At 66.3% G+C, this 15206-nt stretch carries 10 protein-coding genes and 2 pseudogenes; 4 read left to right on the top strand and 8 right to left on the bottom strand.

Annotated elements, in window-relative coordinates; genetic code table 11:
* From ACTHJR_RS17695 to ACTHJR_RS17670, 6 genes and pseudogenes are all read right to left on the bottom strand, one after another.
* On the bottom strand, positions 1-1676 hold a 1676-nt coding region (locus tag ACTHJR_RS17695), incomplete at its 3' end, for a glycoside hydrolase family 97 catalytic domain-containing protein (protein ID WP_440524644.1).
* A gap of 18 nt (positions 1677-1694) precedes the next feature.
* Positions 1695-2723 (bottom strand): annotated as a pseudogene (locus ACTHJR_RS17690) (cupin-like domain-containing protein).
* Entirely contained in the window at positions 2716-4209 is a 1494-nt protein-coding gene (locus ACTHJR_RS17685) for a tryptophan 7-halogenase (RefSeq protein ID WP_440524643.1), read from the bottom strand. Before ACTHJR_RS17685 ends, ACTHJR_RS17690 begins: the two are co-directional and overlap by 8 nt.
* The gene (locus ACTHJR_RS17680) at positions 4206-5759 is read right to left on the bottom strand and encodes a tryptophan halogenase family protein (protein WP_440524642.1); all 1554 of its coding nucleotides are present in this window, start codon (positions 5757-5759) and stop codon (positions 4206-4208) included. The genes ACTHJR_RS17685 and ACTHJR_RS17680 overlap by 4 nt, the downstream gene beginning before the upstream one ends.
* 72 nt (positions 5760-5831) lie before the next feature.
* A complete protein-coding gene (locus ACTHJR_RS17675) occupies positions 5832-9248 on the bottom strand; it encodes a TonB-dependent receptor (protein ID WP_440524640.1) in 3417 nt (1138 codons plus the stop codon).
* Positions 9249-9804: 556 nt separating this feature from the next.
* On the bottom strand, positions 9805-11328 hold the full coding sequence (locus ACTHJR_RS17670; protein ID WP_440524639.1) for an MFS transporter: 1524 nt from the start codon (positions 11326-11328) through the stop codon (positions 9805-9807).
* 32 nt (positions 11329-11360) lie between these two features.
* On the opposite strand from ACTHJR_RS17670, the gene ACTHJR_RS17665 reads away from it, so the two are divergent.
* The 4 genes from ACTHJR_RS17665 to ACTHJR_RS17650 all read left to right on the top strand — a co-directional run bounded on the left by ACTHJR_RS17665 (position 11361) and on the right by ACTHJR_RS17650 (position 14619).
* Positions 11361-12398 (top strand): LacI family DNA-binding transcriptional regulator, encoded by a 1038-nt coding sequence (locus ACTHJR_RS17665; RefSeq protein WP_440524638.1) that lies wholly within the window; start codon positions 11361-11363, stop codon positions 12396-12398.
* A 24-nt stretch (positions 12399-12422) separates the two neighbouring features.
* Positions 12423-12854 (top strand): hypothetical protein, encoded by a 432-nt coding sequence (locus ACTHJR_RS17660; protein ID WP_440524637.1) that lies wholly within the window; start codon positions 12423-12425, stop codon positions 12852-12854.
* A 141-nt stretch (positions 12855-12995) separates the two neighbouring features.
* Complete coding sequence (locus tag ACTHJR_RS17655; protein ID WP_440524635.1) at positions 12996-13799, top strand: hypothetical protein; 804 nt, start codon at positions 12996-12998, stop codon at positions 13797-13799.
* Complete coding sequence (locus ACTHJR_RS17650) at positions 13792-14619, top strand: Stf0 family sulfotransferase (protein ID WP_440524633.1); 828 nt, start codon at positions 13792-13794, stop codon at positions 14617-14619. Before ACTHJR_RS17655 ends, ACTHJR_RS17650 begins: the two co-directional genes overlap by 8 nt.
* Positions 14620-14622: 3 nt before the next feature.
* Here the strand turns inward: ACTHJR_RS17650 and ACTHJR_RS17645 are convergent, their stop codons facing one another.
* Both ACTHJR_RS17645 and ACTHJR_RS17640 read right to left on the bottom strand, forming a co-directional pair.
* Positions 14623-14844 (bottom strand): PqqD family protein, encoded by a 222-nt coding sequence (locus ACTHJR_RS17645; protein WP_440524646.1) that lies wholly within the window; start codon positions 14842-14844, stop codon positions 14623-14625.
* A 236-nt stretch (positions 14845-15080) separates the two neighbouring features.
* Positions 15081-15206 (bottom strand): annotated as a pseudogene (locus ACTHJR_RS17640) (IS630 family transposase); the annotation flags it as partial.

Here is a 15206-nt window from a genome sequence, read left to right as displayed (position 1 = left end):
GCGGCCAAATTCTTCTCGTAATTTTCCGGCAGGTCGGCGGCCATCTGGATCGGGCTGTAGAGCACGACATATTCGGCCAATTGCGTCGCGAGGGTCGATTGCACGCGGCGCGTCACGTCGTCCTTGCCGTGCGCGACGTCGAAGATGCCGGGGGTGAAATCCATCGGCCCGCCGAGCATGCGGGTGAACGGAATGATGGTCAGATGCTCGGGCGGATTGGTCGGGACGCCCCAGGCATTGTATTCCTGCCCGCGCGCGCCTTCGCGCGCGATCATGTTCGGCCAGGTGCGGCGGAGACCCGTGTCCTTGACCGGCTCGTGCGCGTCGATCGCGATGCGGTATTTGGCGGCGGTCTCGGCGACGAGCAGATTGTGGCGGACCATGAACTGGCCGGCGAACCACTCGCCCTTGCCCTCGCGGTCGAGGATGTCGCCGGCGTGGCGGACGTAGCCGGTCTTGACCGCATGCACGCCGTAGCTGGCGTAGAACTTCATCGCATCGTCGAGCTGGTTCTCGTAATTGATCACCCCGCCACCGGTCTCGTTATGCCCGATCAGCTGCACGCCCTTCTTCTTGGCGTAGGCGGTAATCGCGGCGATGTCGAAATCGGGATAGGGCTTGGTGAAGCTGAACTTGTCGCCATTGGCGATCCAGTCGCCGTCCCAGCCCTGGTTCCAGCCTTCGACCAGCACCCCGCTGAAGCCGTATTTGGCGGCGAAGTCGATATAGCGCTCGACATTAGCGGTGGTCGCGCCGTGGCGCATGCCGCTCGCCCAGGTGGTCTTGTCGAGGTGCATTTCCCACCACACGCCGACGAACTTGCCGGGGGTGAAGTAGGATCGGATGTCGGGGATCTTGCTCGGTTCGTTGAGGTTGAGCTCGATCCGGCTGTCGGCCAGCGCCCCCGGCGTCTCGCCGATCAGAACGGTGCGCCACGGCGTGGTGAAGGCGCCGGTGCGCTTTGCGAGCGTGCCGTCGGGCCAGGGCATCAGCCAGGCGGTCAGCGTGCCCTCACCATTGCCCTGGAGCAGCATCGACGGGAAGTCGATCATCGCCGCTTCGTGGAACGACAGGTACAGGCCGTTGGCGCCTTTCATCGTCAGCGGCGTCTCGGCGAGCGTGATGCGGCGCGCGTCGGTCTGCGTGTAGAGATATTCGTCGCGTTCCTGGCCCAGGCCCTGGTACCACCAGGCCTGATAAGCGCCGAGCGTGTGGAATTGCGTGCGCTCGGCGGTGACCGCGACTTCCTGGCCGGCGGGCACATGCTTGTAGTCGTAGCGGAAGCCGAAGCCGTCATCGAACAGGCGGAAGGTGACGTCGACCGCCTTGTTGAGCGCGGTGTCGCCATTGAGCGTGACGGTCAGTTCATTGTGGTTGTCGCGGATCACCCGCTCTTCGCCCCAGGGCTGTTCCCACGTCGTGTCGGAGGCGGTGCGGCGCGGATCGCCCATCGCCGAATAGCGGGCGGCGGGCTCGCCCTTGAAGGTCAGGCCGAGTTCGGACGGGGCGAGCACCTGCACGCCCTTGCGCGTCACCTCGTACAGCGCCTGGCCGTTCTCGACCCACACGCACAATTCGATCACCTTGCCCGGCGATTGCGCGCATTCGCGCGTGGCGGCCGCGGCGGAAGCGGTCCAGCCGAGCGCGGCGATCAGGGCAAGCGAACGAAGGATCATCTGGGGTTCCTTGGGAGGTCAGGAGGTCTTGTTGAGGGCCGCACGAAGCTGCTGGCGCAGCGCCGCGCGGGCATTGGGGGAAAGCGGGCCGAGCGGCCCCTGGAGCAAGGCGGGGATATGCGAGAGGACATCGCCTCGCTCGCCGAATACGTATGCCGCGATCATCTCGCGCCAGTAGTCGCGCTCGCCCGGCGGCAGGTCGCGGAAGGCTAGCAGGGCGGCCAGGAACGCATTGTAGGGTTCGTCGCTCCCGCCCCACCAGTAATTGACCATCGCATTGTACGGATCGAGCGAGGTGACGTGGTGCCACCAGTATCGCGGCATGAAGAGCGCTTCGCCGGGCTAGAGGAAGGCGACGCGCGCGGCGGCGACCGCCTCGGCATAGCGCGGAAAGCGGGCGAGATCGGGCGCCTCGGGATCGACCAGCGAGAGCGGCGGCGGATTGTCGGGCGGGCCGACATAGAGGTTGCCGACCTGCTCGGGCGGGAACAGCACGAAGCGGCGCCGTCCGGCGATGACGCAGGCGAGATTGTGGTCGCGGTCGTTATGCGTCCGCGTATGCACCGCGCCGCCCAGCCACAGCCGCGCGCCGATCCCGGGCAACAGCGGCATCGGGTTGGGCGCGGCGAAATCGGGCATCGCCTGGTCGAGCCGCAGCATTTGGATCGCGACGGTCGGCGCATCGGGTCGGCCGATCAGCCCTTCGATGCGGTCGAGCGTGGCCCCGAGCGGCGCCTGGCGCTTGGTGAAGGTGAATTCGCGCAGATCGGGGCCGTAGGCGAATTGGCCGCGATGCCGCGCCGGCGCTTCCATCACCGGCACTGTCGCCCCGCGGTCGAGCCGGCGGAAATAGGCGTTGAGCGTTGCGGCGCCCTGCATCCCCGCTGCAAGCGCGGGCCAGGTGTCGAACAGCCGCTGCAGGACGACCGGCTCGCCCGCCGCGACGATCGCCGCGAAGTCTTCGGGGCCGGTGACGCTGCGTTTGGCGACACGGGGAAGGCTGTCGAGCGCGGCGGGATCGCGCGCCAGGCGGACCGGCTCAACCATGCGTATTGCCCAGCGCCTGGGCATGGGTCGGTTGGCGCAGCACCGCGTCTTTGACGAAGCCGAGCATGGTGCGGATTTGCGCCTTGATCGTCTCGGGCGCGGTCGCGTCGGTCCGCGGGGGATAGCTTTCGGGCACCACACCCAACCCGATCAGCAACGCGCGCCAATGATCGGTCGCGATGCTGTCGTCCTCCATCGGCGGTACCTCGCCGCGCGCGCGGAACGTCGCGACGATATGCGCGAGTTCGGGCGGCTGCGGTGCGGCGCGGCCGGCATCCCAGAACACGCCCGGAAAGGGCGCGAGCGCATAGAATGCCGCCTGGTAATCGCGTAGCCGCTCGAACGACGATCGCATCAGCCGGTTGTACTCGGCGCGGGCGGGGGCGGCGTCCTGTCCGGTCGGAAAATAGGTCAGCAGCGTGATCAGCCCGAGCTGCACGGCATGGAGATCGAGATTGTGGACCGGATCGAGCGCGCACGCCGCGCCGCCGATCGCGACGCAATTCTCCGCCCAGGCCTGGTCGCGGCGCCCGGGATCGGACGAGCGCAACACCGCGTCGCCGAGCGCCAGCCCGGTCGCCGACGCCGCGCCGCGCAACGCTTCGTCGTCGCCGACATAGGCGCTCGAAAAGGCGTGGACGACATGCGTCGCGGCCTGGCTGGGATACAGCGCGACCCAGCCGGGATACCAGGCGCGCAGCTCGGCATAGGTCGGGATCGGCGCGAACGGCCGGGCGCGCGCGGCGAACACGCGGTCGGCGGGGAAATGCGCGCGCCAGCTTTCCTGCGCCACGCCCAGGGTCTTGCCGATCAGGGCGGCGTCGCTGCCGGTCAGGTCGACGAACAAGCCGCCCGGCACGCGCTCGCCATCGGCGACCAAAGCGGCGATGGCGCCATCGTCGTCGCGCTCGACCGCGATATGATTGGCGGACCGCAGCGTCACGCCGATCCGCTCCGCGACGCTTTTCAAACCGGCGGCATAAGCGATGGCGGGCAAGTGATAGCCGTAATCGGCGCGGCCATAGGCTTCGCTTGCCTCGTCGGGGATCATCACCCGGCCTTGGCGCGCGGCGGCGCCGGTCAGCGAGAAATCCTCGAACGCGACGTCGAGCCCCAGCCCACGCGCCTTGAGCCAGTAAGCGAAGAAATCGCCGCCCTCGATCGGCGCGCCGTACGAACCGTAAGCGTTGAGGAACTGGCCGCCGCCGCCGAGCAGGTCGACGACATTCTGCCCGAGCGAGAAGGCGCCGCCGGTCGCGCGCAGCAAGCCGGCCTCGTCGAGATGCAGGCGGGCGTGGAGCGCCTCGATCCCCGGCTGCGTCGCATAGACGTCGCACGGATATAGCTGGCTCGGCAGCTCGATCGCGGTGACGGTCACGTCGGCCGGCCTAAGCGCGGCCTGGAGCACGCTCGCCGCCAGCCCTAACGGCGCATCGCGGCCAAGCAGGACGAGCGATTGCACGCTCGATCGACCGGGGGCGCTCATGCCGCCGGCTCCAGCGCGGGGGCGGGGCAATAAGAGCGCACGAAATCGCCATGCGGCGTCATGTCGGCGGCATTGACCTCGATCCGGTATTTGAGGTCGGCGAGCCTGGCCTCGAGCTCCTCCAGCGGGATCGCTTCGGCGAGCGGATTCCAGGCGCGGGGCAATACGCCCTGGCCGACCAGCACCGCCAGCCAGCTATCACGCGAGAACAGGCCGTAGCGATAATCGGGCGCCGCCGCCGATGCCTCGAACAAGGCGATCTTGTGCGCCAGGGTGTCGGGCAATTCCATCGTGCGGACATGGTCCCACAGCGGCTGACCGTGGCGGCGATTGGCGGTGTAATGGAGCACCAGGAAATCGCGGACGCGGTCGTAATGGACCTCGAACAGCCGATTGTATTCGGCCGCCAGCCGCGGATCGATCCCGCTCCGCAAGGTGGGCATCAGCCCGATCAGGTCCATCACCCCGGCCTGGATCAGGAAGATCGAGGTGGATTCGAGCGGCTCGAGAAATCCGCTGGCGAGGCCGATCGCGACGCAATTGCCCGCCCAGGCGCTGGCCCGGCGCCCGGCCTGGAAGCGCAGCAGCCGCGGCTCGCCGAGCGGCGGGGCGTCGAGCGCCGACAGCAGCACATCGCGCGCGCTCTCCTCGTCGGTGAAGCGGCTGGAGAAGACATAGCCGTTGCCGGTGCGGTGCTGGAGCCCGATCCGCCAGGTCCAGCCGGCTTCCTGTGCGGTCAGGCGGGTGAAGGGGAGCAGCGGCTCGGTTCGCATGCTCGGAATGGCCAGCGCGCGGTCGCACGGCAGCCAGTCGCTCCAGTCGTGCCACGCCACGCCCATCGTCCCGCCGACCAACAGCGAGCGGAATCCCGAGCAGTCGACGAACAGGTCGCCGGCGATCTCGGCCCCGGACTCCAGCTTGAGCGAGGCGACATGGCCGGTAGCCGGATCGCGGGCGACGTCGACCACCTTGCCCTCGATCCGCGTCACGCCGCGCGGCTGGGCCCAGCGGCGCAGGAAGCGGGCATAGAGGCCGGCGTCGAAATGATAGGCGTAGGAATAGGTCGAGCGGATCGACTTGGGATCTTCGTTGGGATGCTCGAACGCGGCGTTGCGGCAGACCGCGATCGAATAGGAATAATCGTGCAGTTCGGATGCGCGGCCGGCGGCGCGGGCACGAGCCCAATGATGCTGGAAATCGACCCCGGCCCAGGGCTCGCCGAAGGTGCCGAACGGGTGGACATAGCGTTCGCCGGGCACGTCCCAATCGACGAACTCGATCCCCGCCTTGAACACCGCCTGGGTGTCGCGCATGAACTGCGCCTCGTCGATCCCGAGCGTGTCGTTGAACACCTTGATGTGCGGCAGGGTCGCCTCGCCGACGCCGACGATGCCGATCTCGTCCGATTCGACCAGCGTGACGCGGTAATCCCCGGCGGGCAGCAATTTGACCAGCGCCGATGCCGTCATCCAGCCGGCGGTGCCGCCGCCGACGACGACCACCCTGAAGGGCTCTGGCTTGAGCGGATCTGGCCCTGATCCCGGCGTCATGATGATCCTTTCCTCACAAAGAGCGGGCGCCGCCTTGCCTGGGAGGGCGACGGCGGCGCCCAGTGGAGGAAATCAGAACTTGAAGCGGCCGCCAATCGAGAAGCGGCGATCGACCACGCCCCAATTGGCATCCATGTAGACGGGCTTGGCCCCCGGCGTGAGCTTGGAGTCGCCGAACACCTGCTGCTGATAGACGGTGCGCGTGTTGAGCAGGTTCGACCCTTCGAGCGAGATTTCGAACCTCTTGTCGAGCGAGATGCGCAACGATCCGTCGAGGAAGCCGGCGGCCTTCTGGAACACCGGCATGCCGATGCAGCAATCCAAATTGTTGGTCAGGAAGCGCGACCGCCAATTGTAGGCGACGCGGAGCGCGACCGGGCCCTTTTCATACAGGCCGACCAGGTTGAACGAATGTTTCGAGATCCCCGCCAGCATGTGCGAGTCGATCACCGCGCCGCGCCCGCCGCTGACGTCGAGTCCGCCGCCTTGGCCGCCGGTGCCGCCGGCATCGAGCGCGCCGACCGCGATCAGGTTGGAATTGCTGATCCCGGTCTGGTCGACGAAGGTGTAATTGGCCTGGATGCCCAGCCCCGACAGCAGGCCGGGGAGGAAGTCGAAGAAGGTCTGGTATCCGATCTCGAAGCCCTTGAGCTCACCGCCGTTGCTGACGTTGCTCGGGCCGCGCAGCAGTACGGTCTGGGTCGATCCGTTGTTGGTGAACTGGCGCTCGATCTGGCCGTAGGAGATCGTGTTGTGCAGCTTCTTGTAGAACAGGTCGATCGAAAGCGACGACGACTTGCCCATATAGCGTTCGAAGGTGAGGTCGAATTGATCGGCGGTCATCGGCCGCAGGCCGGCATTGCCGGATTCGGCGTTGAAGACGAAATTATAGCCGGTGACGTTGGCCGCGACATGCGCCGCGGTCGGCGAATTGTAGACGATGTAGGGCGAGTCCGGTCCGGTGTTGATGACCGGCGAATTGATCGACACGAAGTTCCTGAGCAGGCCGAAATCGGGCCGCGACAGGCCGCGCGAATAGCCGAAGCGGATATAGGTCTTGCTGTCGAGGCCGAGCCGCAGGTTAAAGCTCGGCAGCACGTTGGTATAGGACGCCTTGAGCGAATTGGGCGAGCCGCCGCCCGCGGCGAAGGCCCGGATTTGCGGCGTCAGGTAACAACTCGGCTGGACGATCGCGGTGCCCGAGACCGGCGTCGCGCAGGACGGCAGCAGGTTGAGCGCGGTGTCGGTCGGATAGGAGACCGAGCCGTCGCTGACGACCTCGGTACGGATCACGCGGACGCCGATATTGCCCTTTATCCGCACGCCGCCGCCGAAGATCGGCTGGTCGTTGCCGAAATTGAGCATGGCGTAGCCGGCGGTGGTCCGTTCGGACGTCGTGGTGACTTCCGACGGCGTGAAACAATTGTCGACCGTCGCCTCGGGCCGGTCGCAGATCGCGGTATAGCCAGGCGCGATCGGCGAGTTGGTGGTGGCACCGCTCAGCGACTGCAGCAGCTTCGGGAAGTTCTGCAGCGTGTCGCGGTTGAGATAGACCAGCGAGCCGTTGTTGTAGACGCTGCCGTTGTAGAAATCGCTGCCCAGGCTGGTCGATTCCCAGATGCCGGCGCCATAGCCCTTGAAGTTGGCATTGCACGCGGCGGCCGGGTTGGGCGTGGTGTTGTCGGCGTTGAAGCCGGCGCCGTTGCAATTCCAGCTCGCCGCGATCGGCGTCCAGTTGAAGGTGGAATAGCGGACTGTCTGGTTGCGGTCGGCATAGCGCACGCCGACCTTCAGCGAATCGAGCCAGCCGCCCTTGTCGAAATCATATTGCAGGTCGCCGCGGAACGCCCATTCGTCGGCATCATTGTCCTCGACATGGCCCTGGATGAACGGGATCCAGTAATTGTGCGGATTGGCGAGCCCGCCCGCCGCGTAATTGACGTTCGAGCCCGGCAGCAGCTTGATCTCCGGCGCGTTGCCGTCGGTCATGCTGTATTGGTAATTGGCCATCGACCCGACCGCGACCAGGATGTCGTTATTGTTGGTCGACGCGGTGATGCGCTGGCCGTCGAGCGTCAGCTTGAGATTGTCGGTGATCTTCCAGTCGATGTTCGCCGAAAAGTCGCGCGTGCCCTCGCTATGGTCGAAATTGCGCGCCTCGTTCTGGAAATAGAGGCCGTCGCGCGTCGTGGTGCAATGGCCGGTGCCGCAATTGTTGACGAACGGCATGCCGGGGACCGCGGAGCCCGTGTTGATCGCGTCCTGGTCGCTGCCGCTCCAGCTGCCCGCCCAGCTGCCATGGCCCTGGGTCAGCACGCCCGATTCGAGCAGGCCGTTCGACCCGAAGACGAGCGCGCCGGTACCGTCCGCCGGGCCCAGGATGGTCGTGCTGCGCGGGTTGAACGACGGCGTGCCATAAGCATTGCCCTCGAGGATCGCGTGCGAGGCGCGCTCGAGCCACGCATTGTGATATTTCGAATCGGTATATTGCACGGTCAGCAGGAAGCGTTCGGACTTGTCCTGATACTGACCGGCGAGCGCGATGCCGCGCCGCGTGCGGTCGTAATCGACCTGCGAATAGCGGATGCCGTCGGGCAGGAAGGCCCAGCCGGTGCCGCCGAACGGATTGGCTGTGCAGCCGACCAGGCCGTCCGCCCCGATATTGGCGGTGCCGTCGGGCTTGAGCGCGCCTGCCGAGCAATAAGTGTCGATCTTGTCCATGATCACGCTTTCGGTCCGCGTGACGACATGGCTGCGTGCGAAATCGGCCATGAAGCCGAACTTGCCGATCTCGGTGTCGAACGTGTCGCTGATCAGCGCCGAGAATTCGCCGGTCCATTTCTTCGACCGGTCGCCATAAGTCGCCTTGCCGTTGCCGGTGACGACGAGACCGTTCTGGTCGAACGGCAGGCGCGTGCGCAGGTCGACCGTGCCGGCGATGCCACCCTCGATCATGTCGGCGGTCAGATTCTTGTAGACGTCGACGCGCGACATCAGTTCGGGCGAGATGTCGTTGAAGTTGAGCCCGCGGGCGGCGTCGGCCGAGAAGCTGTCGCGGCCGTTGAATTCGGTGCGGACCTGGGTCAGACCACGAACCAGCACGCCAGCGGCCTCGCCCGAGGGGTGAGTCGAATCGTCGGTCGATTGCAGGCGCGACACGGTGATGCCGGGGATGCGCGACAGTGCGCCGGAGACCGAGGTGTCGGGGAACGAGCCGATATCGGTCGCGCTGATCGAATCGACGATCGTCGCGGCGTTGCGCTTGGTTTCCGCCGCGTCGCCGAGCGCGCGGCGCACGCCGACGATCACGATGTCGCCGCTGTCGTCGGTGGAAGAGCCGGTATCGGCCTGCGGGGCGGCCGCCGGGCTGGTCGCCGCAGCGGGCGCCGTCTGGGCCTCCGCGCCGGTCGCGGCGAAAATCGCCAGCGTCATCAGCGAGGTGCTGCTCCACAAAAGGCCGCGACTACGGCTCGAACCCCATTGCTTCATCGATCACTCCCCTATCCGTGCCCCTCATCATGGGGGCTTCGTCCCTTGCCCGCGCCGGAACCTGCCCGACGCACGGCGTGAATCGTCATCTGCGGAATCGTTGCGGCGCGTCGGTGCGTGCCATTGCCCCTTCATCCTTCCCTTCGCGGCCCGTCTTTCGCGGTGCGCGCGACTCCATCGCTTGCAACTTCATGCAGCGATTTGCGCTTTGTTGCGTAAATTTCCGTGGCGCGCAAGGGGTGTTTTTTGCAGGGAGTCACTAGCGACTCGCTAAATTCCAGCGACTGTCGCGTAAATTCACCAATGCAATATTTGCATAATCTCGATGCTGGGGACATACCCAGTGGAACCAATGGGTAAGATCGCCCAGGCGATGCGGCCCATGGGTCGGCGCGAGATGCGCGCCACCAACGTCACCCCGGCCTTGTACCGGGGCCCACTCCTCCACACTCCCCGAAGGCTGTCGTTGCGCGGTGGATGCCGGCACAAGGCCGGCATGACGGATGGGGGGCGGCCACCAGCGATGGCGCATGCCGCCGCATCATTCGCGCGGCCTTCAGACGTCGGGAATGAACAAAGCGGTCAGCGCCGCGCCGGCCATCGCGGCGGCGGCGAGGCCGAGCGCGAGGATCGCCTGATTGCCCAGCCAGTGATGGACGATCGCGCCGAGCAGCGTCGCGGCGACCAGTTGCGGCAGCACCAGGAACATATTGTGGATGCCCATATAAACGCCCATTTTCCGCGGCGGCACCGCGCTCGCCAGCATCGCGTAGGGTAGCGACAGGATCGCCGCCCAGGCGCAGCCGATGCCGATCGTCGGGAGCCACAGCCATAAGGGATCGTCGATCATCACATAGCCGGCGAGCCCCAGCGCGCCGAGCGCCAGGCTGGCGGCATAGACGTTGCGCCGCCCGATCCGCTCGGCGAGCCAGGGCAGGGCCAGCGCGGCGATCGCCGCGATGCCGTTGTAACCGGCGAACAATATACCGACCCAGTCGGCGCCCGCATTGTATGCGGCCGAGCTGGCATCGGCGGTATGATAATGATGCGCCGCGACCGCGGGCACGGTATAGATCCACATCGCGAACAGGGCGGTCCAGGTGAAGAACTGGACCAGCGCGAGGTGCCGCAACACGCGCGGCATGTGCAGGATGTCCTCGACGATCTCGAACACGCCGAGCGAATGCCGCCCGCCGCGCCGCATGGCGACGGCGGCGAGTTGGGCAACCCCGAACACGAAAGCGATCATCGCGAGCACGTAGATTTCGCGTTCGAGCGCCTCGGCCCAGGCGAAGCCGGCGATGGCGAGCCCGCCCAGCATCCACAGCGCGCCGCTCAGCGCCAGCGTCGCGGCGCCGGTCGTGCTCGGCACCGCATGCTCGACCCGGTCCGGCGCATCGGCGGCTAGACTCTCGGGCGGGCGCTCGATGGTGGTGACGACGGTCCAGGCGACCGCGGCCAGCAGGCCGACCGCGCCGATATAGAAGGTCAGGCGCACCGACGGCGGCAGCCATCCCGCCGGGGCGGTCGCGGGCACGCCGAACCAATGCGTCAGGATCCAGGGCAAAGCGGAGGCGAACACCGCGCCGGCGCCGATGAAGAACACCTGGACCGCAAACCCTTCGGTGCGCTGTTCCTCGGGCAAGGCGTCGGCGACCAGCGCGCGGAACGGCTCGGCGGCGATGTTGATCGAGGCGGTGAGCAGCCACAAGGCGAGGCTCGCCATCCAGAGGCTCGCGGCGTTGGGCATCGCGACGAGCGCGATCGCGGTCAGGATCGATCCCGCCAGCAGGAACGGCCGCCGCCGCCCGAGTGGTCCCCAGGTACGGTCGCTCCAATGCCCGATCAGCGGCTGGACCAGCAGCCCCGTGATCGGCGCCGCGATCCACAGGATCGGTAATTGGTCGAGCTGGGCGCCCAATGTCTGGAAGATCCGGCTGGTGCTGCCGTTCTGCAGTCCCCACACGATCTGCACCCCGAACAGGCCGCAGCACATGTTCCAGATCTGCCCGATCGTCAGGCGCGGCCGCCGCGACGGTGCCGGTGGCGAAATGCTCGCGTCCCCCTCGCTCGCTTGCAAAACCTGCCCTTCGCTCCTTAAGTCGGCGCCGGTTGACGATCAGCTTGGGCGTAATGGGCACCAACAGCAACAACAATACGACGCTGCAGGACCTCGCCAAACTGGCGGGCGTCTCGGTGTCGACGGTGTCGCGCGCGCTCAACGACGAGCCGGTGATCAGCGCCAAGACCAAGCAACGCATCTGGGCGCTGGCGCGCGACCACGACTATCCGTTCCGCCATTACATGCCTGCCGCGCCGATCGGGGCGGAAGGATCGATCGCGATCGTCACCCCGCACATGCGCGGCCGGCCGGTGCCGCTGACTCACCCGTTCTTCCTCGAACTGATCGCGCAGATCGGCGAGGCGGCGCGCACCCGCGATTGCGACTTCATCGTCAGCCACACCTCTCCCGACAATTACGACGACCTCGTCCACGCCGTGACCACCAGCCGCGCGAGCGGAGTGATCTTCCTGGGACAAGGCGGGTTGCACGACCAGCTCAACCAGCTCGCGACCGCGACCAACGGCCGATTCGTGGTGTGGGGCGCCCACATGCCGGGACAGAAATATTGCTCGGTCGGCTCCGACAACCATCTCGGCGGGCGGCGCGCGACGCTTCACCTCGCGCGGATGGGGCGGCGCAATATCATGTTCCTCGGCGGCAGCGATCCCGAGGCGCTGCAGCGGCGGCGCGGCTATCTGGAGGGGATCAAGGAAAGCGGGCTCGACGCCGATCCCAAATTGGTCGTGCCGGTCGAATTCGAACTCGAAGCGGCCGAGGCGGCGGTGGCGCGCCTGCTCCATCGCGGCGTCGCGTTCGACGGCATCGTCGCCTCGAGCGATCTCATCGCGCTGGGCGCGATCCGCGCGATCAAGCGGGCCGGAAAGACCGTCCCCGGCGACGTGTCGGTGGTCGGCTATGACGACATGCTGCTGAGCCGGTTGAGCACCCCCACCTTGAGCACGATTCGCCAGGATACGGCGGAGGCGGGGCGGCTGCTCGTATCGCGCGTGCTCGATTTCTCGCCCGATCATTTGCCGGTTCATCTGCCGACTGACTTGATCGTCCGCGAGTCCTGCGGCGGCTAACGTCCGTTCCCGATCTTCCTCGCCATGGATCGTAGCCCCAAAGTCATCGAAGCGGGCGGGGGCGTCACCCATTTTGGAAGAGCAATAGATCTGGCCAAATATCAGAATAGGGCAGCAATTCACTGCTTTGGGTCACTTGGCGGCAACCGACGACGACCATCAAAAGCGGAGCGCGAAGGTCTTTCCTCGTTACCATCGCCGTTCTTGGCGAATCCCGACCAGCGCGTTATTGTAGCCTTCTCAAAAACGGTATTGTCCGCTAGAAACCAGAGCCGCGATTGGGGGATGAAGATGAACGACATCACGTCTAAGGGTATTGAGGCTCAGCAGGAGGGTGATGCTCTCCCGGTGGCCAAGCCGAAATGGGAAAAGCCCGAAATCACCGATTTCAAGTCGATCACGGTGGCGCGCGGACTATCCGGCCTGCCGGGTGACGGCCTCAGCAACCAGACCTGATTCTCCCTTATCGTGTCGATGATCGGGTACGATTTCGGCGGATTGCTCATCAGCTCTCCGCTGGATCTTTACGGTCTGCGACGCGCCGTCGGAAGATCGGCCTCGGCCCCTGACATAGACATCAATCTGGCCGTCGGAGCGATGCCGCTTCGGCGCCCGATCACTTATGCCTGGCAAGGCCGCTTTCGACTGACGATCGAGGGCGGCGGGGAAACCGGCTGGACGATCCGCTATCGCGACGATGTCGCGATCGGTTGCGATTCGGACGGCGCGTCGGTCGACTGCGTGTGCAGCGATGCGGCGCACGTCCCGATCCTCGGCGAAATCCTCTCGCGACGAGTGCTGCCGCGACTCGCCTTGCTGCACGATCGCTTTCCGGTCCATGCCGCGTCGCTTGCCCGTGACGACGGAGCGGTGCTGTTGTTCGGGCCGTCGGGCGCAGGCAAGTCGACCCTGACCGCGGCGATGGCTGCGGCCGGATGGGACATCATGAGCGACGACATGTCGGTCCTGAGCGGCGCCGACGACCCGCATGTCTGGCAGACGGCGCCCGGCGTGTCGCTATGGGAGCCGTCGCGACAGGGCCTCACCCTGTCGGACGCCGAGGTCCGGCCGATCGGCGGTTATGACGGCAAATATTGGCACGCCCCCGCCCGTCGCGCGCGCGCCGAGCGCGTACCGGTCAGGGCGCTGGTGTTTCTCTCGCGCGCCGAGCCCGATGCGGCGATGGAATGGCGGCGTGTCGCCGGGCCGATGGCATTGGTGCTCGCCGCATCGCAGATGGTCCGCTTCGACCCGGCGGACAATGACGAGACCACCAGGACGCTCGACGCGTTCGGCCGGCTGGTCACCCGCCTTCCCTGCTATACGCTCGCTTATCCGCGCACGTTCGACGCTTTGCCCGGAGCGATCGACGCGATCGCCGACTTGCTTGCTCATGTCTGAGAGCAAGCGCGTTTACGATCTCTCGCTCGCGGCGAACGACTTCGAGCCTTGGCAGGGTGCGCCGCGGCGAACGCTCGTCATTTGCAGCCATCCGCGATCGGGCAGCACCTTGTTGGGCGAGGCGCTCCATTTCGCCGGAGGATTGGGTTGCCCGCTGGAATATCTCCATCGCGGTTTCCGCCCCAATCTCGCGGCACGTTGGGCAGCGCCCGACCTCGATCGTTACGTCGCGGCGATGCATCGCTGGCGCACCGATCCGTCCGGGGTCTTCTCGATCAAGCTGTTCTGGCAGGACGTGGAAGAGATCGCGCATGAGCGCGCGCCCGATCGTTTCCCGCCGCCGCGCACGGCGTCGCCCGACGATAACGACCGCGCGCTCTATCTCGCTTACCAAGAGCTGCTCGCCGAGATTCTGCCCGCGCAGACATTGGTGCTGCTGGAACGCCGCGACGTCGTGCGCCAGGCCGTGTCCGGACTGATCGCGGCGCAGACCGGGGTGTGGCGGTCGATTCCCGGCGTCGCGGAGAACGAGGCCAAGAGCGCCGCCGATTATGACTATGACCGAATCCTCGGCCTGGTGTCGTTCAGCCGCGACAGCGCCGATCACTGGAGCCGCTATTTCGAGGCGATCGGCGCGGCACCCTACCGCCTGGCCTATGAAGATATGGTCCGCGACTATGTCGGGACCGTCGGCGCGTTGCTGGAATCGCTGGGGCGACCCGCTGCCGTGCCGCCGCAACGCATGCGGCGCCAGTCCGACCAGGTCGGCGAGGCGATGGTGCTGCGCTTCCTGCGCGACCATAGCGCGCGCCAGGGCTAAACCTCAGCCGGCTCGGGGCTCGACCGTCACCAGGTCGTTGTCGATCAGCGAACCGACGAACGCGGTGACATCGCCGAGGCAGGTTTCCGGATCGACGTCGAATCTGCTCTGCATCGTGCGGCACAAGGCGCCGACCGTCATCGGCGTATCGAGGGCTTCCCAGATGCGCGAACCGATTTGATTGAGCTGGAAGAAATAACCGCTGTCGACATTCAGAATGACCATTTCGCCGTCGATCTCCGACGCAACGAGATTGGCGGGGCGGGACAGGACGGTATCGTCGTCGGTTGCGGACGGAATGTTCATCCGGGTTGGTTTCCGCAAAACGCAGGCGCTGACAAGGGGCGACGGCGGAGGCTGGCCCGAAACGGGATGACCGGGGGCGAAGGTCGAAGCCAAGGGCGATCTCGACGCCGCTGCGTCGGAGCCGCCGTTTTCGGTCGCTTTAGAGTCGTTTTCACTTAGGTTGAAGCGTATCCGGAGTTTCTGAAGTAGTTGGCGCATTCGTGGGGTGGGAAGGCGTCGAGCAGAGTGCCGATGCGGCGCCAGGTTGCATCGACAGATCGCTCGGCTGCCTTTCGAAGCAG

The organism is Sphingomonas sp. (assembly GCF_051962185.1).
Lineage (GTDB): Bacteria > Pseudomonadota > Alphaproteobacteria > Sphingomonadales > Sphingomonadaceae > Sphingomonas.
Note: the sequence above shows the minus strand (reverse complement) of the source record. Positions and strands in the feature narration are given on the sequence as shown.